The 26,087-nt window shown below is 67.9% G+C and carries 27 protein-coding genes; 15 read left to right on the forward strand and 12 right to left on the reverse strand.

All coding sequences use genetic code 11. The features are described from left to right. Positions 1 to 91: 91 nt before the first annotated feature. Both OYT95_RS17930 and OYT95_RS17935 read left to right on the forward strand, forming a co-directional pair. Positions 92 to 1,519 carry a purine-cytosine permease family protein gene (locus OYT95_RS17930; RefSeq protein ID WP_037236266.1) on the forward strand — a complete coding sequence of 476 codons (1,428 nt, stop codon included), beginning with the start codon at positions 92 to 94 and terminating at the stop codon, positions 1,517 to 1,519. A 59-nt stretch (positions 1,520 to 1,578) separates the two neighbouring features. Next, on the forward strand, positions 1,579 to 2,688 hold the full coding sequence (locus OYT95_RS17935) for a C45 family autoproteolytic acyltransferase/hydolase (protein WP_268792100.1): 1,110 nt from the start codon (positions 1,579 to 1,581) through the stop codon (positions 2,686 to 2,688). A gap of 67 nt (positions 2,689 to 2,755) precedes the next feature. Here OYT95_RS17935 and OYT95_RS17940 read toward each other — a convergent pair whose 3' ends face one another. From OYT95_RS17940 to OYT95_RS17955, 4 genes are all read right to left on the reverse strand, one after another. After that, complete coding sequence (locus OYT95_RS17940) at positions 2,756 to 3,406, reverse strand: GntR family transcriptional regulator (protein ID WP_037236050.1); 651 nt, start codon at positions 3,404 to 3,406, stop codon at positions 2,756 to 2,758. Positions 3,407 to 3,522: 116 nt separating this feature from the next. Continuing rightward, a complete protein-coding gene (locus tag OYT95_RS17945; RefSeq protein WP_268792101.1) occupies positions 3,523 to 4,515 on the reverse strand; it encodes a transketolase family protein in 993 nt (330 codons plus the stop codon). 1 nt (position 4,516) lies between these two features. Then, a complete protein-coding gene (locus OYT95_RS17950; RefSeq protein WP_268792102.1) occupies positions 4,517 to 5,404 on the reverse strand; it encodes a transketolase in 888 nt (295 codons plus the stop codon). Beyond that, positions 5,401 to 6,792 carry an MFS transporter gene (locus OYT95_RS17955; protein WP_268792103.1) on the reverse strand — a complete coding sequence of 464 codons (1,392 nt, stop codon included), beginning with the start codon at positions 6,790 to 6,792 and terminating at the stop codon, positions 5,401 to 5,403. Before OYT95_RS17955 ends, OYT95_RS17950 begins: the two co-directional genes overlap by 4 nt. Before the next feature lie 237 nt (positions 6,793 to 7,029). Here OYT95_RS17955 and OYT95_RS17960 point away from each other — a divergent pair, with 237 nt between their 5' ends. From OYT95_RS17960 to OYT95_RS17975, 4 genes are all read left to right on the forward strand, one after another. Further along, a complete protein-coding gene (locus OYT95_RS17960; protein ID WP_268792104.1) occupies positions 7,030 to 7,803 on the forward strand; it encodes an SDR family NAD(P)-dependent oxidoreductase in 774 nt (257 codons plus the stop codon). A 67-nt stretch (positions 7,804 to 7,870) separates the two neighbouring features. After that, on the forward strand, positions 7,871 to 8,155 hold the full coding sequence (locus tag OYT95_RS17965) for a WhiB family transcriptional regulator (protein WP_037236040.1): 285 nt from the start codon (positions 7,871 to 7,873) through the stop codon (positions 8,153 to 8,155). Between the two features lie 105 nt (positions 8,156 to 8,260). Continuing rightward, the gene (locus tag OYT95_RS17970) at positions 8,261 to 8,683 is read left to right on the forward strand and encodes a YciI family protein (RefSeq protein ID WP_037236036.1); all 423 of its coding nucleotides are present in this window, start codon (positions 8,261 to 8,263) and stop codon (positions 8,681 to 8,683) included. Next, a complete protein-coding gene (locus tag OYT95_RS17975; protein WP_268792105.1) occupies positions 8,656 to 9,981 on the forward strand; it encodes an RNA polymerase sigma factor in 1,326 nt (441 codons plus the stop codon). Before OYT95_RS17970 ends, OYT95_RS17975 begins: the two co-directional genes overlap by 28 nt. A gap of 21 nt (positions 9,982 to 10,002) precedes the next feature. Here OYT95_RS17975 and OYT95_RS17980 read toward each other — a convergent pair whose 3' ends face one another. Together OYT95_RS17980 and OYT95_RS17985 are read right to left on the reverse strand one after the other, a co-directional pair. Beyond that, positions 10,003 to 11,196 (reverse strand): serine hydrolase domain-containing protein, encoded by a 1,194-nt coding sequence (locus OYT95_RS17980; protein WP_268792106.1) that lies wholly within the window; start codon positions 11,194 to 11,196, stop codon positions 10,003 to 10,005. Between the two features lie 71 nt (positions 11,197 to 11,267). Beyond that, on the reverse strand, positions 11,268 to 12,077 hold the full coding sequence (locus OYT95_RS17985) for an NAD(P)-dependent oxidoreductase (RefSeq protein ID WP_268792107.1): 810 nt from the start codon (positions 12,075 to 12,077) through the stop codon (positions 11,268 to 11,270). 107 nt (positions 12,078 to 12,184) lie between these two features. On the opposite strand from OYT95_RS17985, the gene OYT95_RS17990 reads away from it, so the two are divergent. After that, entirely contained in the window at positions 12,185 to 12,853 is a 669-nt protein-coding gene (locus OYT95_RS17990) for a GntR family transcriptional regulator (protein WP_268792108.1), read from the forward strand. A gap of 14 nt (positions 12,854 to 12,867) precedes the next feature. Here OYT95_RS17990 and OYT95_RS17995 read toward each other — a convergent pair whose 3' ends face one another. From OYT95_RS17995 to OYT95_RS18005, 3 genes are read right to left on the reverse strand one after another with little or no spacing between them, the layout of a single operon-like run. Beyond that, positions 12,868 to 14,211: an MFS transporter gene (locus OYT95_RS17995; protein ID WP_268792109.1), complete on the reverse strand. Its 1,344-nt coding sequence runs from the start codon at positions 14,209 to 14,211 to the stop codon at positions 12,868 to 12,870. A gap of 35 nt (positions 14,212 to 14,246) precedes the next feature. Then, positions 14,247 to 15,614: an MFS transporter gene (locus OYT95_RS18000; RefSeq protein ID WP_268792110.1), complete on the reverse strand. Its 1,368-nt coding sequence runs from the start codon at positions 15,612 to 15,614 to the stop codon at positions 14,247 to 14,249. 39 nt (positions 15,615 to 15,653) lie between these two features. Further along, complete coding sequence (locus tag OYT95_RS18005) at positions 15,654 to 16,706, reverse strand: amidohydrolase family protein (protein WP_268792111.1); 1,053 nt, start codon at positions 16,704 to 16,706, stop codon at positions 15,654 to 15,656. Positions 16,707 to 17,065: 359 nt separating this feature from the next. On the opposite strand from OYT95_RS18005, the gene OYT95_RS18010 reads away from it, so the two are divergent. From OYT95_RS18010 to OYT95_RS18030, 5 genes are read left to right on the forward strand one after another with little or no spacing between them, the layout of a single operon-like run. Beyond that, the gene (locus OYT95_RS18010) at positions 17,066 to 17,803 is read left to right on the forward strand and encodes a PIG-L deacetylase family protein (RefSeq protein ID WP_005237870.1); all 738 of its coding nucleotides are present in this window, start codon (positions 17,066 to 17,068) and stop codon (positions 17,801 to 17,803) included. Continuing rightward, entirely contained in the window at positions 17,800 to 18,516 is a 717-nt protein-coding gene (locus OYT95_RS18015; RefSeq protein WP_268792112.1) for a 4-carboxy-4-hydroxy-2-oxoadipate aldolase/oxaloacetate decarboxylase, read from the forward strand. The genes OYT95_RS18010 and OYT95_RS18015 overlap by 4 nt, the downstream gene beginning before the upstream one ends. Further along, entirely contained in the window at positions 18,516 to 19,607 is a 1,092-nt protein-coding gene (locus OYT95_RS18020) for a 4-oxalomesaconate tautomerase (protein ID WP_268792113.1), read from the forward strand. Before OYT95_RS18015 ends, OYT95_RS18020 begins: the two co-directional genes overlap by 1 nt. Next, the gene (locus tag OYT95_RS18025; protein ID WP_268792114.1) at positions 19,604 to 20,569 is read left to right on the forward strand and encodes a VOC family protein; all 966 of its coding nucleotides are present in this window, start codon (positions 19,604 to 19,606) and stop codon (positions 20,567 to 20,569) included. The genes OYT95_RS18020 and OYT95_RS18025 overlap by 4 nt, the downstream gene beginning before the upstream one ends. Positions 20,570 to 20,600: 31 nt before the next feature. After that, on the forward strand, positions 20,601 to 20,921 hold the full coding sequence (locus OYT95_RS18030) for a DUF2218 domain-containing protein (protein WP_268792115.1): 321 nt from the start codon (positions 20,601 to 20,603) through the stop codon (positions 20,919 to 20,921). On the opposite strand, the gene OYT95_RS18035 is transcribed toward OYT95_RS18030, so the two are convergent. From OYT95_RS18035 to OYT95_RS18045, 3 genes are read right to left on the reverse strand one after another with little or no spacing between them, the layout of a single operon-like run. After that, positions 20,906 to 23,326, reverse strand: a complete 2,421-nt coding sequence (locus tag OYT95_RS18035; RefSeq protein WP_112301460.1) for an ATP-binding cassette domain-containing protein — start codon at positions 23,324 to 23,326, stop codon at positions 20,906 to 20,908. The genes OYT95_RS18030 and OYT95_RS18035 overlap by 16 nt on opposite strands. Positions 23,327 to 23,378: 52 nt before the next feature. Continuing rightward, positions 23,379 to 23,792, reverse strand: coding sequence for a VOC family protein (locus OYT95_RS18040; protein ID WP_005237883.1), 414 nt, complete (start codon positions 23,790 to 23,792; stop codon positions 23,379 to 23,381). 13 nt (positions 23,793 to 23,805) lie between these two features. After that, complete coding sequence (locus tag OYT95_RS18045; protein WP_037236004.1) at positions 23,806 to 24,246, reverse strand: helix-turn-helix transcriptional regulator; 441 nt, start codon at positions 24,244 to 24,246, stop codon at positions 23,806 to 23,808. A gap of 429 nt (positions 24,247 to 24,675) precedes the next feature. Here OYT95_RS18045 and OYT95_RS18050 point away from each other — a divergent pair, with 429 nt between their 5' ends. The 3 genes from OYT95_RS18050 to OYT95_RS18060 all read left to right on the forward strand — a co-directional run bounded on the left by OYT95_RS18050 (position 24,676) and on the right by OYT95_RS18060 (position 26,038). Beyond that, positions 24,676 to 25,377 carry an RNA polymerase sigma factor gene (locus tag OYT95_RS18050; protein ID WP_037236001.1) on the forward strand — a complete coding sequence of 234 codons (702 nt, stop codon included), beginning with the start codon at positions 24,676 to 24,678 and terminating at the stop codon, positions 25,375 to 25,377. A 12-nt stretch (positions 25,378 to 25,389) separates the two neighbouring features. Next, positions 25,390 to 25,614: an anti-sigma factor family protein gene (locus tag OYT95_RS18055; protein WP_037236262.1), complete on the forward strand. Its 225-nt coding sequence runs from the start codon at positions 25,390 to 25,392 to the stop codon at positions 25,612 to 25,614. Between the two features lie 118 nt (positions 25,615 to 25,732). Further along, positions 25,733 to 26,038 carry a hypothetical protein gene (locus tag OYT95_RS18060; RefSeq protein WP_268792116.1) on the forward strand — a complete coding sequence of 102 codons (306 nt, stop codon included), beginning with the start codon at positions 25,733 to 25,735 and terminating at the stop codon, positions 26,036 to 26,038. Positions 26,039 to 26,087 lie beyond the last annotated feature (49 nt).

Genomic DNA, 26,087 nt, shown 5'->3' on the forward strand with positions numbered 1-26,087 from the left:
CGATTTGGTTCCGTACGGTGACCGGGGTCACGCCAGATCGGCGATTGCGCCCACCAGCCGCACATCCGTGCTCATCTATCCGGAGGACCCCATGGCATCGACAAAAGCAGACCCGCGCGCGGTGACGCCCGGCGAAACACCGCCGGCCGATCGCGCCGGGCGGGTGGAGACGCACGGCATCGACTTCATCCCCGCCAGCGAGCGGCACGGCCGCGCCCGGGACCTGTTCGCGGTATGGGCGGCGCCCAACGTGAGCTACCTGGCCCTGGTCGTCGGCGGCGCACTGATCCTGATGGGCCTGTCCTTCTGGCAGGCTCTCGCGGTGATCGTGGTCGGCAACCTGTTCTCGATCCTCACCGGGATCGTCGCCGCCAGCGGACCCGCGTCGGGCACGCCAAGCGAGGTGATCACCCGTGCGATCTTCGGTATCCGCGGCAACCGCGTGAACATTCTCGTGACCAGCTGGTTCATCAGCGTCTGCTACCTGGCGCTGAACTGGGCGGCCGCGTCGTACACGGCCTTCAGGCTCGTCGAACGGTTCGGGATCGACGCGACCACCCCCGTCAAGGTCGTCATCATCCTGGCGATCGCCGCTGTCACGCTGGCCATCGGCGTGTACGGGCACGCCACGATCGTGCGGCTCTACCAGCCGCTGGCCCTGGTGCTGACGTTGATCTTCGTGGTGATGGCCGGATACGTTCTCGGCAACGCCGACTGGGCTTACCAGCCGGCGGAGTCACTCCACGGAATCGGCCTGTGGGCGACGGTGGCCGCGGGTGTGTCGATCGTGGCGTCGGCTCCGCTGTCCTACACCAACAGCGCGGACTTCGCCCGCTACCTGCCTGCGACCACCTCTCCGGTCTCGGTCACCGCCTGGACGGCGCTCGGCGCGTTCGTCCCCAGCGTGCTGTTCACCGCGCTCGGCGCACTCGCCGGAACCGGACTCGACATGGCCGACCCGCAGATCGCACTCGAGACCATTCTCCCGGCGTGGTTCACACCGATCTTCCTGCTCGCCGTCATCGTCGGCACGATCGCCAACAACGCGATGACCGCCTACAGCTCCGGGCTCGCCCTGCAATCGGTCGGCCTGCGCCTGCGCCGCTCACGCAGCGTCCTCCTCGACGGCTCGATGGGTGTGGCCATGACGCTGTACGCGCTGCTCGTCTCCAACTTCCTCGACACCGTCAGCAACATGATGCAGCTCGTCGTGACCGTGATGGGTCCCGTCATGGCCGTGTACGTCGCCGACGTCCTGTGGCGCCGCAACCGCTACGACGGCCTCGGGCTCGGCGACGAGACCAGCAGCAGCCCCTACTGGTACAGCGGTGGGATCAACTGGGCGGGAACGGTCGCCGTCTTCACCGGCATCGCCGCGGCCGCGCTCTGCGTCGCCGCCCCGGTCTACACCGGTCCGGTCGCGAACGCGGTCGGCGGCGTGGACCTGTCACTACCGGTCGGGTTGATCGTCTCCGCAGCACTGTACGTCGTGCTGATGCGTTCGTACCGGACCCGCTGATCGAGTGTGATCGGCCGGCACACAGCACTATTCACACCAGCACCACAACGAGGACGACGATGACCGAGACCAGCACTGTCCACTCCCACGTCTGCGTGGACGACACCCGGCCGCACGAACGCGGCATCGCCCGCGGCACGCAGCTGCGCAGCGACCTGCCCGCGTCCGTCGAACTGTATCTGCGCCTGTTCGACACGGTCGGCGTGAGCGAGACCCGCACCCGCGACAGCGCGCACCGCCTCGCGGATGTGCTGGCGGCGTGGGGCCCCCGGTACCTCGAAGAGATCGAGGGCATCGCTGCCGGCGCCGGGCTCGAGCCCTGGCACGTGATGGCGCTGAACGGCCGGACGGAGATCCTGTCCCAGGCGACCGCGGCCCGTCCCGGCGAATGCTCCACCATCGCCTACGCACCCGCGGATCGTCCGTCGGCGCCGTTCGGCATCCAAACCTGGGACTGGCACGAAGAACTGGACCCGTACTGGCACACCCATCAGGTGCGCGGAACCCACCACAGTTACGTGGGGCTGACCGAGCACGGCATCCTCGGCAAGATCGGGATGAACAGCGCGGGCCTCGGCGTCTTCTTCAACATCCTCGGCCACCGCGACGACGCACCGGCCGGGGTGCCCGTGCACGTCCTGTCCGCGGCGGTCCTCGGCGAAGCCGGGACCGTCGACGAAGCCCTCGAACTACTGTGCTCGGCACCGATCGCGACCTCGGGCGCACTGACGCTGATCGACCCCGACACCGTCGCGTGTGCCGAGGTCAGCCCCGTCGGCGTCGCGACGCTCCGCCCGAGCGACGGATTCCTGACGCACACCAACCACTTCCTCGACCCGGCCAACGCCGCCCGCGAGAAGACCGGTCTGTACGAGCCGGACTCGCAGGACCGCTACGGTCTGATCGCCTCCCGGCAGCAGCGGTACGCCGAGCCGGCCGTCGCCGATCACCTCGTCGAGTACCTGTATTCCGATCCGGGGCAGCCCCAGCTGTGCTGCGTCCCCGCCCCGGACGCGGTCTTCGGTCAGCGCTGGGCCACCCTCGCGACAGTGCTGCTCGAACCCGAGCACCGCCGTGCCCGCATCCTCGCCGGCACACCGATCGACGCCCGACGGAGGTCGTGGACCACGCTCGATGCCACCGAGGCCGCGTGCGTCGTGGGCGGGTGACACGGCTGCCTGTCCCGGTACGTGAGCGGCAAAGCGTGTGCCCGCACTCTTTACCACTCACCTGGGGTCAGGACACCAGATTCGCTGAGGCCCAGTCCATGTGCGTCTGAATCGCTGTGGCCGCTTCGTCGGCGTCGCCGGTTTCGATGGCGTCGACGATGGCGCTGTGGCGGCCGACGTCCATGTTCCCGACGGCGCGGTCGAGGCCGGCGAACATGATCGACATCCGGATGGATCCTTCGAGGGAGATCCACGAGTGCAGGAGTGTGTCGTTGCCGGTGAGCGAGCACATGGTGCGGTGAAAGTTCAGGTCGGCCTCGATCCGGGCTTCGAGGACGGCGGTGTCCATGACGTCGAGGGCGGCGCGCAGTTCCGCGATGACGGTGGCGCGGTCGGCCAGGCCGGCGAGTTCCCGGACGGCCAGCGCCTCGAGTGCGGCGCGGACGGCGAAGATGTCGCGGATCTCCTTGGAATCGAGGTGCCGGACATACAGCCGGCCCCGCGCGCCGGCGGAAATCAACCCCTCCTGCTGGAGTTGCCGCATCGCCTCGCGGAGCGTGCCGCGGCTGATCTGCAGCATCTCGGACAGTTCGGTCTCCACGAGCGGGCTGCTCGGCGCGAGTTCCCCGCTGGTGATCGCGACCCGCAGGGCGGCGACGGCTTGCTGGCGGAGGCTGGTCTTCTCCAGACCGAGCAGTGCGGCGGGTTGTCCGGCCATGGGTGCCTCCGTGGGGTCAGCGATCAACTGTCGACAGCGGTCTGTTGACAGCAACCTGTTGACAGCCATCGTACGGCCCGCACCGCCCGGCCTGCGGCGCGGGCCGTACGCACTGGTCATGCCAGTTCGCCCAGAACCTTGGCGACGATCCGGTCCGTGCTCAGGCCGTACCGCTCGTGCAGGGTGGGCAGGGCACCGGCGTCGAGGAACTGGTCCGGGAGGGCGATCGGCACAACCCGCTTGCCGAGGCCGGCCGTGACGACGGCGGCGGCCACGGTCTCGAAGAGCCCGCCGATCACGGTGTGGTTCTCCAGGGTCACCACCAGTCGGTCGGTGTTCACCTCGGCGAGGACGGCCTCGGCGTCGAACGGTTTGATCGTGGGCGTATGCACGACCGCCACGTCGACGTTGTGCTCCGCCAGCCGGTCGGCGGCCTGCAGCGCGCGCATCGTCATCAGGCCACTGGTGACGAACACGACGTCGTTGCCGCCGCGGAGCACCTTGGCCTTGCCCAGTTCGAACGTGTAGTCGTACTCGTCGAGCACGGTCGCGACCTTCCCCCGCAACAGCCGCAGGTAGGTGGGTCCGTCGGACGCGGCGAGCTGCGGGACGGCCTGTTCGATGTCGATCGAGTCGCACGGATCGACGATGGTGAGGTTGGGGATTCCCCGGAAGATGGCCATGTCCTCGGTGGCCTGGTGGCTGGGTCCGTAGCCGGTGGTGAGGCCGGGGAGCCCGCCGATGATGTTGACGTTGAGGTTCGGTTCGGCGATGTCGAGGCACAGGAAGTCGTAGGCGCGGCGCGCGGCGAATACCGAGTACGTGGACGCGAACGGCACGAGGCCGGTCTCGGCCATCCCCGCGGCGGCTCCGAGCAGGAGCTGCTCGGCCATCCCCATCTGGAAGAACCGCTCGGGGAACTCCTGCGCGAAGATGTGCATGTCGGTGTACTTGGCGAGGTCGGCGGACAGGCCGACGATCTTGTCGTTCTCCCGGGCAGCCTTCACGAGGGCGTGCCCGAACGGTGCGGACGTGGTCTTCTGCCCGTCGTCGACGAACGAGGCGATCATGGCCGACGTCTTGAGCTTCGGTTTGCTGGCGGTGGTCATGTCAGGCGTCCTTGGGGTCGAAGCCGGCGGTGAGCTGGTCGCGGCAGATCTGCCACTCGTGTTCGTCGATGCGCATGAAGTGCGCCTTCTCCCGGGTCTCGAGCAGGGGCACGCCCTTGCCGACCTTCGTGTCGCAGAGAATGATCGACGGTTTGCCGCCGGATTCGGCGGCGGCGTTGTCGAACGCGCGCACCAGCGCGGTGACGTCGTTGCCGTCGACGCGTTCGACGTGCCACCCGCAGGCGGCCCACTTGTCGTGCACGGGTTCGGTGCTGAGCACCGTCGAGGTCGCACCGTCGGCCTGGAGTGCGTTGATGTCGACCATCGCCGTCAGATTGCCGAGCCGGTGGTGGTGTGCGCCCATGGCCGCCTCCCACGTCGAACCCTCGTCGAGTTCGCCGTCGGAGAGAAAGTTGAAGACGCGGGCGGTGGAGTGCTGGTGACGCAGCCCGAGGGCCATGCCGACCGCGATGGTGAGACCGTGTCCAAGGGAGCCGCCCGAAATCTCCATGCCGGGGGTGTACGTGGACATCGCCGACATCGGCAGGCGGGAGTCGTCGGAGCCGTAGGTTTCCAGTTCGCTGCGGGGAATGATGCCGGCCTCGGCGAGCGCGGCGTAATGGCCGATGGCGTAGTGGCCGGTGGAGAGAAGGAACCGGTCCCGGCCCTCCCACGCGGGATCGTCGGCGCGGAAGCGCAGTTGGTCGGCGTAGACGGTGGCGAAGATGTCGGCGGCCCCGAGCGCCTGCCCGACGTATCCCTGGCCCTGTTCCTCACCCATGTCGAGGACGTTGTGCCGCATGCGGTAGGCGAATTGTTCGACGGTCGCGATGCGCGACGCGTCACTGATCGTGTCTTCGGCCGCGGTGGTGGCGGTTGTGATGGTCACAGGAGTTCCTTTTCCTTGCGGATCGTGGGCGTGGTGCCGGTGGACGCCGGGGTGTCGGCGCTTTTGGAATCGGCGCGCGCCGCAGCCTCGGCGGCGAGGCGCCGTTCGGTGGGTCCCCAGGTCTCCCTGGTGATCAACGCCGCCCACAGCCCGATCAGGGCGTACGTGCTGAACAGCAGCGCCGGACCCCACCAGCCGAAGGAGACGAACAGCAGCGTGGTGACGAAGGGCGTGAAGCCGGAGACCATCGCCGAGATCTGGTAGGCGAGGGAGGCTCCCGACGCACGGCGCGAGGCGTCGAAGAGTTCGGGGAACCACGCACCCTGCGCTCCCGCCAGCGAGTTCTGGCAGACCGCGTAGGCGATCACGATGGTGGCGATCACCAAGAGGAAGAGGCCGGTGTTGACCAGAAGGAACATCGGGATTCCGAACAGTGCCGCGAAGGCGCAGGACGCGATGTAGAGGGGGCGTCGTCCGATACGGTCGGTGAGGCGGGCCCAGGCGACGGTGGCGAAGACGCCGATTGCGGACGCGATGCACAGGGCGACAAGGGTTTCGGACTTCCCGGCGAGGCCCTGGTTGTGCAGGTAGGAGATCATGTAGGTGATCGACACCGCGTAACCCGCGGTCTCGGCGACCCGAAGACCGATGCCGCGCAGAATGTTTCGCCAGTCGTACTTGATGGATTCGAGTACCGGGGACTTGACGATGTCGCCCTCGTTCTTGACGTCCTCGAAGACCGGGGACTCGGGCACCTTCGACCTGATGACCAGGCCGACCATCACCAGGACGATGCTGGCGAGGAACGGTACCCGCCAGGCCCAGTCGCCGCCGAGGTGCACGCTGAACAGGAACACCAGATTCGCCAGCAGCAGCCCGACGGGGAAGCCGGCCTGCACGATGCCGGTGAATTTGCCCTTGGACTTCCAGGGGGCGTGCTCGTAGCTCATCAGGATCGCACCGCCCCACTCGGCGCCGAACGCGAGGCCCTGGACGATGCGGACGAGGACCAGCAGCACCGGCGCGATGAGTCCCACCTGCGAATAGGTGGGCAGCAGGCCGATCGCGAAGGTCGCCAGACCCATCGCGATCAGCGATGCCACCAGCACGGGCTTGCGTCCCAGTTTGTCCCCGAGATGTCCGCCGAGCACCCCACCGAGCGGGCGCGCTGCGAAGCCGACACCCAGCGTCGCGAACGCGGCGAGTGTTCCGGTGACCGGGTCTGCGCCCGGGAAGAAGGCGGTACCGAAGTACAGCGCGGCGGCCGTGCCGAAGCCGATGAAGTCGTACGTCTCGATGACGGCACCCACCGAGGAGCCGATTGCTACGCGCTTGGCGTCCTTCGTGCCATGGACAGGACCTCGCATCCTGAGTGTTTCGGTACTCATGGGGACTCCTCTTCGAGCTGCCGGTTTCTACGATTGCCGCCGATTTGTTGACTGTCAACAGTGCGGTTTCAACAGTGTGATCCGAGCCACGTCGATATGTCAACCGTTACCCGCCGACGGTTGACTGTTAACAGTCGATCGGCCTACTGTGGTGGCAGTCACCTACCGCGTCGTCGACCTTCCTGCTCTCCACCGCATCGGACGGGACGCGCGATTCCAGCAACACGAGGAGCGATCATGTCGTCCATCCAGCGCACCGCCGTCATCACCGGCGCCACCTCCGAGCGCGGGATCGGCCTCGCCACCGCCCGCCGCTACGCCGAAGAGGGCTGGGCGATCGTCGTTCTCGACCTCGACGGGGAGAAGTCCGCGAAGGTCGCCGCCGAGATCGGCAACGAGTTCGGTGTCCCGGCCTTCGGTCACGACATCGACGTCGCCGACGAAACCTCGGTCCAGCGGGCCCACGACGCCGTCGCCGCCGAAGTCGCAGGCGGCAACCTCCCCACCGTGGGTGCGCTCGCGAACATCGCCGGCATCACGTCGCCGGTGCCGTTCCTCGAGACCACCCTGGAACTGTGGAACAAGGTGATGGCGGTCAACGCCACCGGCACCTACCTCGTCACCCGCGCGTTCCTGCCGGTCATGATCGACAACGGCTGGGGGCGTGTGGTGAACATGTCGTCCGTCTCCGCCCAGCGTGGTGGCGGGGTGTTCGGCAAGGTGCCGTACTCGTCCGCGAAGGCCGCGGTCCTCGGTTTCACCAAGTCCCTCGCGCGTGAACTCGGCGACAGCGGAGTCACCGTCAACGCCGTCACCCCCGGTGCGGTCGACACCAGCATCCGCGTGGGCAGCACCGACGAACAGGAAGCCGCACTCTGCCGCGACATCCCCCTCGGCCGGGTCGCGACCACCACCGAGGTCGCCGCCGTCATCACCTTCCTGTCCTCGCAGGACGCCGCATACCTCACCGGCACCACCGTCGACATCAACGGCGGCAGCCACCTGCACTGAGTCGGTGCAGCCACGGCGGTGGACGGTCTCGACCGTCCACCGCCCGAATCCACCCCCGGGACACGCAATGACCGACCACACAGCACTTCACGACCAACCCACAACCGCCGCCGAACGCTGGGGGTGGCGGTACCGCGCCCACTGCCGCACCACCGACCCCTCCGCCTTCTTCGCTCCGGACGGCGAGCGACGCGGCGCCCGGATCAGGCGGGAACGACGCGCCAAACAGATCTGCGACGGCTGCATCGTCGCCGACCAATGCCGCGCACACGCAACCGAACACCGCGAGACCCACGGAATATGGGGTGGCACCACGGAAACCGACCGGCGCAGAGCCGGCCGAGCCCGATAGGTTCGAAAAAGAATTTCGGCAGGTGTGTCGATCCATGTCCCTCCCCGTTCGACCTGAGGATGAGAAGGTCCAAGAGGGACCCCGACATCCAAGGAGACGGACACCATGAAGTACATGCTGATCATGCGCGCCACCGACGAGACCTTCGCGGCGTTCCAGGACGTTGATTTCACCGAGATCATGGAGGCGATGGGCAAGTTCAACGACGAGATGATCCGCGCCGGCGTGCTGCTCGCCGCCGAGGGCCTGGACCCCGACCCCGAATCGGGTGTGGTGGTCGACTACTCCTCGGAGACGCCTGTGGTGACCGACGGCCCCTATGGCGAGACGAAGGAGTTGTTCGGCGGCTTCTGGATGCTCAACGTGGCGTCGAAGGAGGAGGCCGTCGAGTGGGCCAAGCGTGCCCCGATGGCCGGTCCCGGTTCCAAGGCGGAGATCCGCCGGGTCGCGACGATCGACGAGTTCCCGCAGGACAACGTGTGGATCCAGAAGGAGCGGGCGTGGCGCGAAGCGACCGGCCAGCTCTGAGCGGATCGACGGGTGACGGTCACACCGGGCGTGAGGCCGTCGCCGCCGTCTGGCGGATCGAGTCGGCGCGGATCGTCGGTGCGCTCGCGCGGTACACCGGCGATTTCGCGCTGGCCGAGGACCTCGCCCAGGAGGCGCTGGCCGAGGCACTCGTGAGCTGGCCGCGCGACGGCATTCCCCACAACCCTGCGGGATGGTTGCTCACCGTCGGCCGCCGCCGGGCGATCGACGCGTTCCGCCGGCGCTCCGCCCTCGACGAGAGGTACGCCGTCCTCGCTCACGACCTGGGCGAGGGCGGTGCCGTCTCGGGGAGCGCGCCCGCCGATCCGGCCAAGGGCACCGGGGACGTGCTGTGGGATCCGGACCAGATCGACGACGACATGCTGGCGTTGATGTTCATCTCCTGCCACCCCGTGCTGTCGCGGGAGGCGAGGGTCGCTCTCACCCTGCGGGTGGTCGGCGGTCTGACGAGCGACGAGATCGCGAAGGTGTTCCTCGTCCCGACCGCGACCGTGCAGGCCCGGATCACCCGGGCGAAGAAGACCCTCGGGGCGGCCCGGGTGCCGTTCGAGGTGCCGCCCGCCGCGGAGCGGACCGGGCGACTCGGCTCGGTGCTCAGCGTGATCTACCTGATCTTCACCGAAGGGTCGTCGGCCAGCTCCGGCGACGACCTGATTCGCCTCGACCTCGCGAGCGAGGCGCAGCGCCTCGCTCGGGTGCTGACCCGGCTGGTGCCCGACGAGCCCGAGGTGCACGGTCTGCTGGCGCTGCTCGAACTGACCGCGGCGCGGTTCCCGGCCCGTACCGGGGCGGACGGCGAGCCGGTGCTGCTCGAGCACCAGGACCGCCGCCGCTGGGACCGCACCGCGATCCGCCGGGGACGCGCCGCCCTCGCCCGCGCGGAACAGGTCGGCCGGGGGCTGGGCGCCTACGGTCTGCAGGCGGCGATCGCCGAATGCCATGCCGTCGCGCCGTCTGTCGACGCGACGAACTGGGAGCGGATCGTCCTCATCTACGAGGCCCTCGGCCGGCTCGCGCCGTCACCGGTGGTCGACCTCAACCGGGCGGTGGCGGTCTCCATGGCCCAGGGACCGGCGGCGGCGCTGCCGATCGTGGACGAGCTGGTGGCCGCCCAGGCACTGTCGAACTCGCACCTGCTGCCGAGCGTTCGCGGCGAACTGCTCATCCGCCTGGGCCGCACCGACGAGGCGCGCACCGAACTCGAGGCGGCCGTGCGGTTGTGCGGCAACGAGCGCGAGCGGACGGTGCTGGGGCGCAAGCTCGCCGACCTCCGCTGACCGAGCAACGACCCGGTTGCCCTAGACGGGTGAGGCGAGCGTGGCGTGACGGTACGCCGCCGTCTCGAAGTCCAGGTAGCCGCCGAACGACACGGCGTCGGCGAACGGCAGGACCTGGGTGGCCCAGTACCCGGCGATTCCGTTGCGGCGATCGATCCAGTAGTACGAGTTGGCGAGCCCGGCCCACCCGAGCGACCCCCGGGGCCGGCCGGTGGGTGCGTCCTCTTCGTTCACCATGAACGTGTACGCCCACGACTTACGTTGTCCGGGAAAGAATTCGGCGTCGTTGGTGAGGGCGGGAATTACGGCAGGCAGCATCCCGACCTCTTGTCCCTCGAGACCGTTGCACACGGCGGCCTGCACGGTGTCGGCCCGCAGCACTCGGCCACCCGGGGCGTCGCCGTCGTTCAGCCACATCCGCAGGAACTTCAGGTAGTCGACCACTGTGGAGTAGAGGCCGTGCCCGCCCATGTGAATCTCCGGGTCCTGCGGCAGCACCAGATCCAACGGGGTCAGCCGGCCGTCCTCCTCCCGCTGGTGGATGGTCGCGCGCCGGGCCGCCATCGAACCGGTCAGGGTGAAGGAGGTGTCGTGCATGCCCAGGGGCGCGAACACCCGCTCGGCCATCACGTCGCCGAGCCGCTTGCCGCGGATCGCCTCGACCACCTGACCGGCCCAGTCGATGTTCGTCCCGTACTGCCACTTCGCGCCCGGATCGAAGAGCAACGGTGTGGTCAGCGACGCCCGGGTCGCCGTGATCACGCCGGGCTGGTCGTGCTCCACACCCAACCGGTTGTAGGTCTCGTCGAAGAAGTCGTACCCGAACCCGGCGGTGTGCAACAACAGCATCCGCGTGGTGATGTCCCGCTTCGGTGCCCTCAGCACCGGATCGCCGTGCGCGTCGAATCCCTCGATGACCTGAATGTCACCGAGCTCCGGAACGTATTCCCGGGCGGGCGCGTCGAGGTCGAGCAGACCCTCTTCGACGCACTGCAGCACGGTGGTCCCGGTGATCGCCTTGGTGGTGGAGAAGATCGCGAACACGGTGTCGGCGGTCATCGGCTCGCGGTCGGCCAGGGACCGCACGCCGGCGGCACCCTCGAACACCGTGCGGTCCCGATCGGTCACCATCGCCACCACTCCCGGCACCCTCGGCGCATCTTCCGTGGTCACGCTGTCGAGAACCTTGCCGAGCGCGGCGTTGAGATCGGACATCCCACTCTCCTGTCGTGTCTGTGGTCACTGACGGAACGTGACGCTATGACCGGGTGGAGGGTGGCGACGTCTCAGTTCGGCACAGCACGTCTCGGTTCGGCACATGCCGACGGCGCCGGGATCTTGGTCAGCAGTTCGTGGGTGGCCTGGGCGATGTCGGGGTCGATACCGAGGGCACGGAGCATGACTGCTGCGGCGTCCATTTCGTCGGCGCGGCGCCTGGCGTGGCGACGCGTTCCGTCGAGGACGCGGGCAATCGTGCCGGCGTCGGCCCGGGTCAGTTCGTCGGCGATATCGGCGGTGAGCCAATCGTCGAGGCCGAGGGCGCGACCCGCGGTGAGGGCTTCGACGATGGCCGCGGACATTCCCTTGTAGAAGATGCTGCGCAGCAGTTTTCGTTCCGCGGCCGCACCCGCCGGTGCGTCGAGGGTGTCGACGGATGCCCCGTAGCGGGTGAGGATTTCGGCGGCCCGGTGTGCGTCGCGGCCGCTCGCCGTCAGGGGGCTTCGGAGTCCGCGGCCGGGGACCGGAGCCATGATCGCCACGTCGACGAAACCGTGTCCGTGTCGCGCGGCGTGGGCGCCGAGGGTGCGTTTGAGATCCGGCGCCGCGGTGTTCATGTCCACCCAGACGGCATCGGCACTCATTGCGGGGCTTCCCCGTTCGAGTGCGGCCTTCGCGGCGCGCGCGTTGTTCACGCTGAGGACGAGGTCGGCGGTGTCGACGGCCTCGGCCTCGGACCGGCACGCGATGGCTCCGACCGGTGCCGCGACTGCGGGGTCGAAGGCGCGGACGGTGGCGTCGGCGGCGATCAGGTCGCGCGCGAATGCGCCGCCGGCCTCGCCGAGTCCGAGGACGGCGATCGTCGTCTGCTGGGTCATCGGTTCCTCTTTCCTGGATGGATCTGGTGCCATGTGCGATCCAGGGGACCCTGGGTCGGTACAATATCGGTAACAATTTTGGTGATGATCTGAGCGGAGATAGCCCGATGCCGGTGAAGGAAGCTCGCGAGCACAGCACGGATCAGGCTGCGGTCACCGACCTGATCCGCAAAGCCATCCTCGACGGGGATTTCGCGCCCAACCAGCGCATGGTCGAGGCAGACCTGTGTGCGCAGTACGACGCCAGTCGCAGCGCGGTCCGGGCGGCCCTGCACGAACTCACCGCCCAGGGTCTCGTCGAACGGATCCAGAACCGCGGCGCGCGCGTGCGGTCGGTGTCGTTGGACGAGGCGGTCGAGATCACCGAGGTACGGATGGTCGTCGAAGGACTGTGTGCGGCGAAGGCGGCCCAGAAGGTCACCGACGCCGAGATCGAGGAACTCACCGCGTTGCGCGAGGAATTGACGACGTCGGTCGCGGCCGGAGACGTGTTCTGGTATTCGCGGGCGAACCAGTTGTTGCACAAGCGCGTTCGAGAGATCAGTGCGCAGCGGTCGGCGGACGAGATCCTCGAGCGGCTGCGTGGTCAGCTGGTGCGACACCAGTTCAAGCTGTCGATGCACCCCGGCCGGATGTCGGTGTCGCTGCCCGAGCACGTCGCGATCATCGACGCGGTGTGCTCGCGCGACCCGGAGCGGGCGGAGGCGGCCATGCGACAACACCTGGCGAGCGTGACCGCCGCGCTCGAGGACGTCGCCGAAGCCCGGCAGAGATGATCGCACGCGGGCACTCACGGAGAGACCCGTTCGAGCACTGAACTCGTCGTCGCGCGCGACCCTACGCGGTCTGTCACGAAAACCACCAGCAGCGCTGCCACGGCGAGCAGGGCGGCAACCGCGAAGGCCCCGAACCCCCACCGTGGAGTCCCGGAAGCGATGAGAACGCCGCCGAGCCAGGGGCCGAAGACAGCGCCGAACCGGCCGATCCCCGACGTGAGTCCGACGGCGGTGGCCCGGAAGTCGGCCTCGCTGTGTGCGGCGGTGCCGGCGTAGACCATGGTCTGGGCGCTGAACAACCACACACCGGTCGCGAAGACCACCACGTAGGTCGCGGCGAGCGGCATCTGCACCGACAACGCGGTGATACCGATGGCGGTCAACGCGAACCACACCAGCGCGGTCGGAATCGGTCCGACGCGGTCGGCCACCTGCCCGGCGATCAGCATGCCCACGATGCCACCGAGATTGATCACCAGCAGGAAGCTCAGCGCCGAGCCGAGTTCGTACCCGGTCGACCTCATCATGACCGGCAACCAGGTGGCCACCCCGTACACCAGCAGCAGCCCGGCGAACGACGCCGTCCACAACGCCGGGGTGGTGATCGCACGGGATCCGGTGAACAGCCGGCGGATGCGGTGCGCAGTCGTCGACGCCGTCCCGCGCCCGCCGGTCGGGGTCGTCACGAAGTCGGTGACTGCGACACCGCGACTACGAGCGAGCGCGTCGGCATCGGCGACGCGGCCGCGAGCGAGCAGGTACCCCATCGATTCGGGGAGGAACTTCAGCATGAGCGGCACGGCAATCAGCGGTAGGCCACCGAGCAGGAACAGGAAGCGCCATCCGCGGCTGTCCAGGAAAAGCATGCTCAATCCCGGGGCGAGGATGCCGCCGGCCTGATGGGCGGTCATCAGCGACGCGACCATCAGGTTCGCCCTCCCGCGCGGGGCGTACTCCATGACCATCGAGATGGCGGTGGGGATGAGCCCGCCGAGGCCGAGCCCGGCCACACCCCGCGCCGCCGCGAAGACCTCCAGCGAGGGCGCGACTGCGCAGGCCAACGACGCGATCGAGAACAACGCGACACCCGCGACGATCGCGGTGCGCCGCCCGAGCCGGTCGGCGAGCGGCCCCGCAGCAAGCGCGCCGATCAGCATGCCGAGGGTCGCGACGCTGCCCACGGTGCCGGCGGCTCCGGGACCCATGCCGAGGGTCGGGTCGGCGAGCATGCGCGGCAACACCGCACCGTAGACGAAGGTGTCGAGCCCGTCGCACAGGATGGCGAACCAACACAGGGCCAGCACCGAGAGAGCGAGGCGGGTCCGGGCGCGATCGGACCCGGTGTGGTCGATGGTCATAGGCACTCCAGATGGTCGTGGGGCGACAGCCCTCGTCATGCCGTGGTGGGTGCTGTCGGTGCCTCCACGGGCGGATCGATGAGCCGGGCCTGCCGGGTCTTGGGTCCGAAGACGGCCAGAGCGAGTGCCCCGACGAGCCAGCTCCCGGCGATGAAGTAGAAGACGCTGTGATACCCGGTGCCGGTGTACAGCGCGGCGATAATGAGTGGACCGACGGCGTTCGACAGGCGTCCGAGTCCGTAGGAGACGCCGGTGCCCAAGGACCGGGTTCGGGTGTCGAACAGCTCCGGGGAGTAGGCGTAGGCCACCGCGGTGTAGCCGCGCTCGAAGAAGTTCACGAGGAAGCCGAACACCACGATCATGATCGGGTTGAACGTCAGCCCGTAGAAGAGCCCGCAGATCGCGATCACCACACCGAATGCGACGAGGCACCACTTGCGTTCGACACGGTCGGTGACCTGTGCGGCGAGGAAGCAACCCAGCGGCGCACCGACGGTGGTCAGCGCGACGTAGAAGATCGACTTCTCCACACTGAGGCCCTCCTGCGCCAACAGGGTGGGCGCCCAGCTGGAGTACCCGAAGAAGCCGATCGTCTGGGTCACCCACATGACCGAGAGCAGAACCGTGGGAACGAGGTACCTCTTCTGCAGGAGCAGTCGCAGCGGAGCCTTGGTCTGCCGCGTGGTGACCGCGACCGGGTCGGCGGGCTCGGGCAGGGGGCCGGTCTCCGCGGCGACACGGGATTCGATCCGGCTCAGTACGGCGTCCGCCTTCTCGTACTGTCCCTTGCTTTCGTGCCACCGAGGCGATTCCGTCAGGTGCCGGGTGAAGAGGAGGAAGAGGATGCCGAGGCTGCCCCACAGGTAGACCAGCCGCCACGACCAATCGGTGAGCGGAACGACCGCGGCGGCAACGAGGTTGGTGACCGGCGTGCCGCAGATACCGATGACGATGGCGTAGGCCTGGTACTTGCCGCGAACGGCGGCGGGGAAGATTTCGTTGACGTAGATGACCGCCACCACGGTCATGGCCGACAGCCCCGCCGAGGTGAGGACCCGGAGGACTCCGAGGGACAGGATGTCCCAGGAGAACACCGACACGAACGAGAAGACGGCGAACCACAGTGTGGTGATGGTCAACGCGTTCTTACGGCCCCAGCGGTCGGCGATCCAGCCACCGATGAGGGAGCCGAAGAACATGCCGACGAAGGACAGGGAGGTCACGTAGGCGACCTGGTTGACGGTTACTCCCCACAGCTTGATCAGCTTGGGGACGGTGGTGGCGAACGTGTTGATGTCCGCGAACTCGAAGAAGTACGCGAAGGAGACGGCCAGCAGGGTGATCTTGTGGAACCGCGAAATCGGCAGGCGGTCCAGCCGATTCGCCGCGTTGGAGTGCTGCACGGGAAGCCCTTCTCGAAAAAGGTTGCGGTGGAGGGAGGCTCAGTAGTCCTCGCCCGGCCAGTACAGGCGCATCGGGTTGGCCACGAGGAGCTTGCGCTGCAGTTCCGGGGTGGTGGCCACGTGGGGAATGTGGTCGACCAGGAGCCCGTCGTCGGGCATGTGGTCGGTGAGGTTGGGGTGGGGCCAGTCGCTGCCCCAGAGCACCGAGTCGGGGAACTCCTCGACCACTCGCCGGCTGAAGGGCACGACATCGGTGTAGGCGTTCTGTTCGCCGTTCAGCGCCGGCGGACCGGTGACGGTGAGCCGTTCCGGGCAGCTGACCTTCACCCACGCCTCGTTGCGCTCGACGAAGCGGAGGAACCGGCCGAACTCCGGCCCGTCCACGGGCCGAGTGACGTCCGGACGTCCCATGTGGTCCACCACCAGCGGCGTCGGCAGTGTGTCGAAGAAGCCCTCCAAGCCCTCGAGGTCGGGGCCTTCGAAGTAGATGACGATGTGCCACCCGAGCGGGGCGATCTTCCGCGCGATGGTGGTCAGATCATCCTTCGGGGTGCCCTCGACCAGTCGCGGAAGAAAGTTGAACCGCACCCCTCGCACGCCCGCCTCGTCGAGCCGGCGCAACTCGGTGTCGGTGATGTCGGTGCGGACCGTGGCGATGCCGCGCGCCCGGCCGCCCGCCGCCTGAACGGCGTCGACCATCGCACTGTTGTCCGCTCCGTGACAGGTCGCCTGAACGATGACATTGCGACTCATCCCCAGGTGATCACGCAACGCGAAGAGTTGATCCCTGCTCGCGTCGCACGGGGTGTACTTGCGTTCCGGCGCGAACGGGAATTGGGCGCCGGGACCGAAGACGTGACAGTGGGCGTCCACCGCTCCCGTCGGTACCGCGAAGCGCGGTGCCGACGGGTTCTGGTACCAATCCAGCCAGCCCGGCGTCTTGGTGAAGGGACCGGTCACCGGGGCACCCACCTCGGTGGCAGACGTGGGTGTACCGGTGCCTGCCGCGCTGTTCCCGCTGCATGCCACGGTGGTCCCCGCCAGTAGTGCGGACGTACTTCCCAGGAACGCGCGTCGACTCAGATCCGACATAGTTTCTTTCTCCTTGGCATCCTGCACAATGCGTCAGCAGTGCGGCCGTTCTGTCCATGTTGACCGGAAATCACTGCGGCCCAGCGAGTACCGGCGGTACTACATCGCCGGCGCCCGAATCGGCGCGGCGTCGCCGCGCCGAACGAAACAGCTGGCACGGCTCTCCTCACAGCGATGATTCAATCGCGTGACTCAGGTCACTCGGCACACAACCTATACGATCCGCCACGATCTCCACAACCTTCTCGTCGTAAAAAATGAATACGCGATTGTTGACAATTTGGTCAGCAATATGCGCTACTTGCTACCGGGCGAGGTGTCCCCGCCCACATCTCGGACAGCGAGGAAAGGAATCACTCATGGCAAATCAGGTAGAACCGGCCCTGCTGGTCGTCAGCGCCCATGCCGGCGATTTCGTCTGGCGTGCCGGCGGAGCCATTGCCGCCGCCACTGCTCGCGGCGAACGCGCGAAAGTCGTGTGCCTGAGCTACGGCGAGCGCGGTGAATCCGCTCGGGCATGGCGGGACGGCAAGTCGCTCGAGGAAATCAAGGACATCCGGCGGGGAGAAGCGGAAGCGGCCGCGTCGGCACTGGGCGCGGAGATCGAGTTCTTCGACGCCGGCGACTACCCGCTGCTGCCCTCGCCAGAGTTGGTCGACCGGTTGGTGCACGTCTACCGCGACGTCAATCCGACTGTGGTGCTGACCCATCCGCTGATCGACCCGTACAACGCCGACCATCCCGCGGCCGCCCGAATGGCGCTCGACGCCCGCATCCTGGCCCAGGCGATCGGCTATCCCGCCGAGGGTGAGCCACTGGGGGCCCCGCCGGTGTTCTTCTTCGAGCCGCACCAGCCCGAGCAGTGCGACTTCAAGCCGAACGTGCTGATCGACATCACCGACGTCTTCCCGCAGAAGCGTAAGGCGATGGAATCACTTGTGGCGCAGGAACACATGTGGACCTACTACACCGATCTCGCACGGCGGCGCGGTGTGCAGGTCAAGCGAAACGCCGGACCGAACCTCGGCTTCAGCACCGACACGATGGGTGAGGCGTACGTGCGGTACTACCCGCAGGTGGCGGAGGTTCTGTCGTGAAAGACCCCGTCATCCTCACCGACCCGATCAAGACACCCCTCGACACGGTCGACGCCCTCGCCGAGTTCGGTTCCGCGACGGTGCACGAGGCGCAGGGACGCACCGGCCTCGCCGGCCCGCAGTTCCGGCCCATCCAGTCCGGCGCCCGGATCGCCGGCACCGCCGTGACCGTCCTGTCCTGGCCCGGCGACAACCTGATGATCCACGCCGCCATCGAGCAGTGCGGCGCCGGCGACATCCTGGTGGTCACCACCAACTCCCCGTCGACGGACGGCATGTTCGGCGAACTGTTCGCCACCGCCCTGCAGTCGCGCGGTGTCCGCGGACTCGTCATCGACGCCGGCGTCCGCGACGTCGCCGAACTGAACGACATGGGCTTCCCCGTGTGGTCCACCGCGGTGTCCGCACAGGGCACGGTCAAGGCCACCGCCGGCGCGGTGAACATTCCCGTGACCCTGGGCCGGGTGTCCGTCGACGCCGGTGACGTCGTGGTGGCCGACGACGACGGCGTGGTGATCGTGCCCCGCGCCGCCGCGGCCGACACCGCCGCCGCCTCCCGCGCCCGACTGGAGAAGGAAGAGGCCGCGCGACAGTCCTTCCGCGCCGGCGAGCTGGGACTGGACCGGTACGGGTTGCGTCCGGTACTCGACTCCCTCGGCGTGCGGTACCTGTCGCAGAAGCAGTACCGGCTGGAACAGCAGGAGGCGCTGTAATGGGCGGCATCGCCTGCACCTGGATGCGGGGCGGTACGTCCAAGGGGGCGTTCTTCCTCGCCGCGGATCTCCCCTCCGACCTCCGCGAGCGGGACGATCTCCTGCTGCGCGTCATGGGCTCCCCCGACCCCCGTCAGATCGACGGGATCGGGGGCGCCCACCCACTCACCAGCAAGGTCGCGGTGATCAGCCCGTCGGATGATCCGCGCGCGGACGTCGACTACCTCTTCCTGCAGGTTGCGGTGGATCAGGCCCGCGTGTCGTCGGCGCAGAACTGCGGCAACATCCTCGCCGGCGTCGGCCCGTTCGCCGTGGAACACGGTCTGGTGCCGGCCGATTCCGAGCACACGAGTGTCCGGATCCGGATGGTCAACTCGGACGGCTTCGCCACGGCAACGTTCCCGACACCGGGCGGGCAGGTCGAATACGCCGGCAGCTGCGAGATCGCCGGAGTGCCCGGCGCCGCCGCCCCGGTCAGCATCGCGTTCTCCGGCACCGCGGGATCTACGTGCGGGGCGCTGCTCCCGACCGGCCGCGTCGTCGACACCGTCGACGGAGTGGACGTCACCTGCATCGACAACGGCATGCCGACGGTCGTCATCGCTGCCGCCGATCTCGGTGTGAGCGGTCACGAGAGCCCCGACGAGCTCGAGGCCGACACCGATCTGACCGAGCGGATCGCCCACATCCGTTCGCAGGCAGGCAAATTGATGGGCATCGGCGATGTGTCCACCACGACCGTACCCAAGATGACACTGGTCGCCGCCCCACTCGGCGACGGCACCCTCGACACCCGCACGTTCATCCCCGTGCGGTGCCACACCGCCATCGGCGTGCTCGGAGCGCTCACCGTCGGCACCGCGGTCCGGATCCCCGGATCGGTCGCCGATCGGCTCAGCCGTCACCGCGACGACGGCGTCGTCCGCATCGAACACCCCACCGGGTACTTCGACGTCGACATCGACCTGACCTACACCGGTGACACCGGCGTCGACATCCGCCGCGCCGCCGTGATCCGCACCGCCCGCACCCTGTTCGACGGCACCGTCTACCCCCGGCCCGCCGGCCCCCACACCGAGGACAACTCATGAGCACCGACGACGCCCGCTTCGACATCGCCCACCTCGGCTACGTCGAACTGTTCACCCCGACCTTCGACGAGAGCAAGTGGTTCTTCACCGAACTGCTCGGCCTGCGCGAAGTCGCCGCCGACGGCGACAGCGTGTACCTGCGTTCGTGGGACGACTACCAGCACCACTCCCTCAAGCTCACCGCCCACGACACGTCGGGCATCGGGCGGCTGGGCTACCGGACGTCGAGTCCCGCGGCTCTGGAACGCCGTGTCGCGGCGATCGAAGCCGCCGGACGCGGCCTCGGGTGGCGCGACGGTGATCCCGGTATCGGCAAGACCTACACGTTCGCCGACCCCGACGGTCACCCGATGGACCTGTACTGGGAGGTCGAGAAGACCGCCCCTCCGGCGGAGTTCGCGCCGGCGCTGAAGAACCAGGCCGAACGCTACCCGGGCGCGCCCGCCACGGTTCGCCGCCTCGATCACGTGAACTTCCTCGCCGCGGACGTCGAGACCAACGGAACCTTTGTCCGGGACGTTCTCGGCGGCCGTCCCACCGAACAGATCCGGCTGAACACGGGCAAAATCGCCGGACAGTGGCTGACCTTCACGAACAAGAGTTACGACGTGGTCTACACCGAGGACTGGACGGGCAGCAACGGGCGTCTGCACCACATCGCCTTCGCCACCGACACCCGCGAGGACATCCTCCGCGCCGCAGACGTCTTCCTCGAAAACGGCGTCCACATCGAGACCGGGCCGCACAAGCACGCCATCCAGCAGACGTTCTTCCTCTACGTCTACGAGCCGGGCGGCAACCGTATCGAGTTCTGCAACCCCGGAGCGCGGCTGATCCTCGATCCCGACTGGGACGTCATCGAATGGACCGAGGCCGAACGGTCCAAGGGTCAAGCGTGGGGCATGAAGACCATCGAGACGTTCCACACCCACGGCACCCCACCCGTTCCGGGCACACACTGAGACACGGGACGCACCGTCGAAAGGGACCGACATGACCGGCGACATCACAGGCGGCGAATCGCACGCGACCGTCCGCACCGACCGCCCCGAACGGTACGGCAAACAACTCGTATCCCACCTCGGACGCCGCAACGGCGGCGAGTGGACACCGGACACACGATCCGGCTGGATCGACCTGGCCGGCGGCCGAGCGACGGTGACCGCCGGAGAAGGCGAACTACACCTGCACGTCGTCGCCGAATCCGGCGAGCTGCCCCGACTGGAAGACGTCGTCGGAAGGCATCTCGTCAGATTCGGCGAACGTGACGGTCTGACAGTCGCATGGGTGAGGGGCGGTCAGGTGCCGACGTAGGCCGCGAGGTGCTCGCCGGTGAGGGTGGAGCGGGCGGACACCAGATCGTCCGGCCTGCCCTCGAACACGATCCGGCCGCCGTCGTGGCCGGCGCCCGGGCCGAGGTCGATGATCCAGTCGGCGTGCGCCATGACCGCCTGGTGATGCTCGATGACGATGACCGACTTCCCGGAGTCGACGAGCCGGTCGAGCAGTCCGAGCAGCTGTTCGACGTCGGCCAGGTGCAGGCCGGTGGTCGGCTCGTCGAGGACGTACGTGTCGCCCTTGTCGGCCATCGCGGTGGCCAGCTTGAGCCGCTGCCGTTCGCCGCCGGACAGCGTGGTGAGCGGCTGTCCGAGGCTGAGGTAGCCGAGCCCGACGTCGGCGAGCCGCTGCAGAATCTTGTGAGCCGCCGGGATCCGTGCCTCCCCGGAACCGAAGAACTCCTCGGCCTCGGCCACCGACATGGCGAGGACCTCGCTGATGTCCCGCCCGGCGAGGTGATACTCGAGCACCTCGGCCTGGAACCGCTTCCCCTCGCACTCCTCGCAGGGGGATTCGACGGTGGCCATCACGCCCAGGTCGGTGTAGATGACTCCGGCGCCGTTGCACGTGGGGCAGGCGCCCTCGGAGTTGGAGCTGAACAGTGCCGGCTTCACGCCGTTGGCCTTCGCGAACGCCTTGCGGATCGGCTCGAGCAGTCCGGTGTAGGTCGCCGGGTTGCTTCGCCGGGAGCCCTTGATCGCGCCCTGGTCGATCGACACCACCCCGTCCCGCCCGGACACCGAACCGTGGATCAGCGAGCTCTTGCCCGAGCCCGCCACGCCGGTCACGACCACCAGCATGCCGAGTGGGATGTCGACGTCGACGCCGCGCAGGTTGTGGCTGTCTGCGCCGCGCACCTCGAGCGCCCCCGACGGGGTGCGCACCGACTGCTTCAACGACGCGCGGTCGTCCAGATGCCGCCCGGTGAGTGTGTCACTTGCCCGCAAACCCTCGACGGTGCCCTCGAACACCACCTGGCCACCCTCGGTGCCGGCGCGCGGGCCGAGGTCGACGACGTGGTCGGCGATCGCGATCGCCTCCGGCTTGTGCTCGACGACCAGCACCGTGTTGCCCTTGTCGCGCAACTGCAGCAGCAGGCCGTTCATCCTCTGGATGTCGTGCGGGTGCAGGCCGATCGTCGGCTCGTCGAAGACGTAGGTGACGTCGGTGAGCGACGAACCGAGGTGCCGGATCATCTTCGTGCGCTGCGCCTCTCCTCCGGACAGGGTGCCCGACGGCCGGTCGAGTGAGAGGTACCCCAACCCGATCTCCGTGAACGAGTCGAGCAGATGCTGCAGCCCGGTGAGCAGTGGGGCCACCGACGGTTCCTTCAGGCCCCGGACCCAGTCGGCGAGGTCGCTGATCTGCATCGTGCAGACGTCGGCGATGTTCTTCCCCTTGATCTTCGACGATCGGGCGCCCTCGCTGAGTCGGGTGCCGTCGCAGTCGGGGCAGGTGGCAAATGTGATCGCCCGCTCCACGAACGCGCGAATGTGCGGCTGCATGGCATCGACGTCCTTGGCCAGGAACGACTTCTGGATCTTCGGGATCAGGCCCTCGTACGTCACGTTGACGCCCTCGACCTTGATCTTGGTCGGCGGCTTGTAGAGCAGGTCCTGCAGCTGCTTCTTGGTGAACTTCGCGATCGGCTTGTCCGGATCGAAGTAGCCGCAGCCCCGGAAGATGCGGCCGTACCAGCCCTCCATGCTGTAGCCGGGGATCGTCAGCGCGCCCTCGTTCAGCGACTTGCTGTCGTCGTACAGCGCCGTCAGGTCGAAATCGGTGACCGCGCCCCGGCCCTCGCATCGCGGACACATGCCGCCGGTGATGCTGAAGCTCCGCCGCTCCTTCGTCTCCTGGCCACCGCGCTCGATGGTGACCGCGCCTGCGCCGGAGATCGACGCGACGTTGAAGGAGAACGCCTGGGGTGAGCCGATGTGCGGCTTCCCGAGCCGGCTGAACAGGATGCGCAGCATCGCGTTGGCGTCGGTGGCGGTGCCGACGGTGGAGCGGGGGTTCGAGCCCATCCGCTCCTGGTCGACGATGATCGCCGTCGTCAGCCCGTCCATGACGTCGACGTCGGGTCGCGCCAGTGACGGCATGAAGCCCTGCACGAAGGCGCTGTAGGTCTCGTTGATCATCCGCTGCGACTCCGCGGCGATCGTGGCGAACACCAGCGAACTCTTGCCCGAGCCGGAGACACCGGTGAACACCGTCAGCCGGCGTTTCGGGAGCTCGACACTGACGTCCTTGAGGTTGTTCTCGCGCGCGCCGTGCACGCGGATGAGATCGTGACTGTCCGCAAGGTGCAGATCCGGCGACTCCGAGTTTTCCCGTCGCTTCGCTCGCCCCGTCGTGTCCGCCTTCGTGGCCATGCTCATCGTGTCTCCATCTGTTGGGCGGAGCCGCATTCGCGGTCTCCGTCGGCGTGGATCAGCGCAGTTCCTGGATACGAACCATGTTGCCCGCGGGATCGCGGAAGGCGCAGTCACGAACCCCGTACGGCTGCTCGGTCGGCTCCTGAACGACCTCCGCGGAGTCGCTGGCCTGCAGCTTCTCGAAGACGCCGTCGAGGTTCCTGGTGGCCAGGTTGATGGCTGCGTAGGTGCCCTTGGCCATCATCTCGGCGATGGTGCGGCGCTCGTCGTCGGTGATGCCGGGGTCGGCGGCAGGCGGATGCAGAACGATGGACGTGCCGGGCTGGTCGGCCGGACCGACCGTGATCCAGCGCATCCCGTTGTATCCGACGTCGTTGCGGACCTCGAAGCCGAGAGTGTCGCGATAGAAGGCCAGAGCGGCGTCCGGGTCGTCCTGCGGCAGGTAGGTCTGGTGAATTGTGATGTCCATGGGATCACGATAATTACGAATCGGCGACCTGCGCTTCTCGATTCCTGATCGGTCTCGTGACCTGTTTCGCCACGCACGACGGAATGCCCGCCGCCGCGTCCGCCTCCTGGCGCCGGTAGGTGCTGGGCGGGACCCCGGTCAGCTCGGTGAAACGGGTGCTGAAGGTGCCCAGCGACGAGCAGCCGACCGCGAAACAGACCTCGGTGACGCTGAGGTCGCCGCGGCGCAGCAGCGCCATCGCCCGTTCGATGCGCCGCGTCATCAGGTACGAATACGGGGACTCGCCGTACGCGAGCCGGAACTGGCGGCTGAGGTGCCCGGCCGACATGTTCACTCCACGGGCGAGGGACTCGACGTCCAGCGGCTGCGCGTGCTCCCGATCGATCCGGTCGCGGACGCGGCGCAGCAGCGCGAGGTCGCGTAGGCGCTGGTTCTCAGCGGTACTGCTCGTCACAAACGAAATCGTGCCACGTCGCAGCGGAGTTGCCTAGCGTTTCTCGCCGCGCTCAGGCTCCTCATGCCGAGTCGGGGGTGGCACCTCGACAGTGGTCGACGAGCGAGACCTGTTCGTCCGGCGCGGGGGGCCGGTCCCGCTCCGCACCGTCCAGATGGCGAGCCTCCACTGACCCCAGCTGCTCCCAGTAATTCTCCGAACGCGCCAGCGGAGTTCGCCGAAAGTCCATGCGTCGCCCTCCCTGGGTTGCCAGGTGCAGTCGTTGCCTGGGGCACCCGGGCCGCCGCGACCGTTACCGCGTCGCCGCGGCCCGCCACCCCTCCACATCGAGTCTTCCCCGCACCGCGAGGCCGAGAAAGGGCCGTTCGGCCCTACCACCACGAGATCGGGCGCCCGATCGACGGCTGCCGCCGAGATCGGTAGTGTTGGATGTCATCCGGCCGCCTCACGCGGCCACGCTTCCGAAGCGCCTCGATCACCGAGGAGGAGCGGATGACCGAGATCGATACCTCGCACGAGCAGTGCCTCGTCGACTCTCTCCGTGCACGGGACGAGTCGGCATTCGCCGAACTGGTCGACCTGCACACGCCGATGATGCTGCGCGTGGCGCGCGGATATGTCGCCAGCACCGAAGTCGCGGAGGACGTCGTCCAGGAAACCTGGATCGCCGTGCTCCAGGGCATCGACCGATTCGAAGGCCGCTCCACACTCCGTACCTGGCTGTTCCGGATACTCGTCAACATCGCCAAGAAACGGGGAGTGCGGGACCGGCACGATTTCGACGCCGCACTGGCCGCCTACACGGGCAGCGCCGCCGTGGACCCGGCCCGGTTCCTGCCGGCCTCCTCCCCGGAGGATCCACACCACTGGGCGACTCCGCCGACCAGCTGGCCGGAAACCCCCGAAGGATCGGTTCTCGGTGCGGAGGTGCTCGACGTCGCGGGCCGCGAACTCGAACACCTACCCGACCGCCAGCGGATCGTGGTCGTGCTGCGCGACGTCCTCGGCTACGACGCCGATGAAGTGTCTGCGATGCTCTCGATCACCCCGGCGAACCAGCGGGTGCTGCTGCATCGGGGTCGCGCACACGTCCGCCAGGCCCTCGAGGATTATCTTGGAACGGGAGCGTGAGACATGGAAGACATGGACTGCCAGGACCTCGTCGAACTCGTCACGGCCTACCTCGAGGATGACATGGATCCCGATGCCCGGGTCCGATTCGAATCCCATCTGGGCGAATGCCCGGGATGCGCCACCTATCTCGAGCAGATCGAGCAGACGGTGCACACCCTCGGCGCGCTCCCCCCGGACGAGCTCGATCCGACGTTGCGGGACCGCCTGCTCGCCGCGTTCCGGGAGTGGCGCTAGCGGCGGGAAATCACCGCAAAAATAATGTCCGGCCGGGTGTAACGTTTCGCGCCCTCGCGGACACCGTTCGAGTAGCCGTGAACGTCGGGTTCGCGGCACTCGGACAGGAATTCAGACCATGAAAGCCACACATTCGCACCAAGACGACCGACGCACCCACCGCGGCTCGCTGCGGAAGCGGATCGTGACCGTGGTGGTGGCTGTAGCCGCACTCGGCGTCCTTCCCGTCGGCGTCGCGGGCGCGGTTGCCCCGGCCGCGGAACACCCGGTCGCCGCAGCGGCGGCCCCTGACACCGGTCGCGACATCCCCGGTGGCAACGACGACCGGACCCGCGATCGGCAGCGCGACCAGCGGCAGGAACGCCGGGCCGAGAACATGCCCACCGACCAGGTCCCGATCATCTGGAACGTCCCACTCAACTGAGGTTGCGTACCCTTGAGGGACAGCATCTTTCGCCGCACTCCACGATTCG

Origin of the sequence: Rhodococcus sp. JS3073 (assembly GCF_026810085.1) — a bacterium.
Lineage (GTDB): Bacteria > Actinomycetota > Actinomycetes > Mycobacteriales > Mycobacteriaceae > Rhodococcus_F > Rhodococcus_F wratislaviensis.

Excerpts from the sequence above, each read along its gene's own strand:
- OYT95_RS17935 (WP_268792100.1), top strand. The coding sequence starts at position 1,579 with ATGACCGAGACCAGCACTGTCCACTCCCACGTCTGCGTGGACGACACC.
- OYT95_RS17990 (WP_268792108.1), top strand. The coding sequence starts at position 12,185 with ATGCCGGTGAAGGAAGCTCGCGAGCACAGCACGGATCAGGCTGCGGTC.
- OYT95_RS17980 (WP_268792106.1), bottom strand. The coding sequence starts at position 11,196 with ATGTCCGATCTCAACGCCGCGCTCGGCAAGGTTCTCGACAGCGTGACC.
- OYT95_RS18055 (WP_037236262.1), top strand. The coding sequence starts at position 25,390 with ATGGACTGCCAGGACCTCGTCGAACTCGTCACGGCCTACCTCGAGGAT.
- OYT95_RS18040 (WP_005237883.1), bottom strand. The coding sequence starts at position 23,792 with ATGGACATCACAATTCACCAGACCTACCTGCCGCAGGACGACCCGGAC.
- OYT95_RS18025 (WP_268792114.1), top strand. The coding sequence starts at position 19,604 with ATGAGCACCGACGACGCCCGCTTCGACATCGCCCACCTCGGCTACGTC.
- OYT95_RS18010 (WP_005237870.1), top strand. The coding sequence starts at position 17,066 with ATGGCAAATCAGGTAGAACCGGCCCTGCTGGTCGTCAGCGCCCATGCC.
- OYT95_RS17930 (WP_037236266.1), top strand. The coding sequence starts at position 92 with ATGGCATCGACAAAAGCAGACCCGCGCGCGGTGACGCCCGGCGAAACA.
- OYT95_RS17995 (WP_268792109.1), bottom strand. The coding sequence starts at position 14,211 with ATGACCATCGACCACACCGGGTCCGATCGCGCCCGGACCCGCCTCGCT.
- OYT95_RS18035 (WP_112301460.1), bottom strand. The coding sequence starts at position 23,326 with ATGAGCATGGCCACGAAGGCGGACACGACGGGGCGAGCGAAGCGACGG.
- OYT95_RS17965 (WP_037236040.1), top strand. The coding sequence starts at position 7,871 with ATGACCGACCACACAGCACTTCACGACCAACCCACAACCGCCGCCGAA.
- OYT95_RS17985 (WP_268792107.1), bottom strand. The coding sequence starts at position 12,077 with ATGACCCAGCAGACGACGATCGCCGTCCTCGGACTCGGCGAGGCCGGC.
- OYT95_RS18020 (WP_268792113.1), top strand. The coding sequence starts at position 18,516 with ATGGGCGGCATCGCCTGCACCTGGATGCGGGGCGGTACGTCCAAGGGG.
- OYT95_RS17960 (WP_268792104.1), top strand. The coding sequence starts at position 7,030 with ATGTCGTCCATCCAGCGCACCGCCGTCATCACCGGCGCCACCTCCGAG.
- OYT95_RS17940 (WP_037236050.1), bottom strand. The coding sequence starts at position 3,406 with ATGGCCGGACAACCCGCCGCACTGCTCGGTCTGGAGAAGACCAGCCTC.
- OYT95_RS18060 (WP_268792116.1), top strand. The coding sequence starts at position 25,733 with ATGAAAGCCACACATTCGCACCAAGACGACCGACGCACCCACCGCGGC.
- OYT95_RS18005 (WP_268792111.1), bottom strand. The coding sequence starts at position 16,706 with ATGTCGGATCTGAGTCGACGCGCGTTCCTGGGAAGTACGTCCGCACTA.
- OYT95_RS17970 (WP_037236036.1), top strand. The coding sequence starts at position 8,261 with ATGAAGTACATGCTGATCATGCGCGCCACCGACGAGACCTTCGCGGCG.
- OYT95_RS18050 (WP_037236001.1), top strand. The coding sequence starts at position 24,676 with ATGTCATCCGGCCGCCTCACGCGGCCACGCTTCCGAAGCGCCTCGATC.
- OYT95_RS17955 (WP_268792103.1), bottom strand. The coding sequence starts at position 6,792 with ATGAGTACCGAAACACTCAGGATGCGAGGTCCTGTCCATGGCACGAAG.
- OYT95_RS17945 (WP_268792101.1), bottom strand. The coding sequence starts at position 4,515 with ATGACCACCGCCAGCAAACCGAAGCTCAAGACGTCGGCCATGATCGCC.
- OYT95_RS18030 (WP_268792115.1), top strand. The coding sequence starts at position 20,601 with ATGACCGGCGACATCACAGGCGGCGAATCGCACGCGACCGTCCGCACC.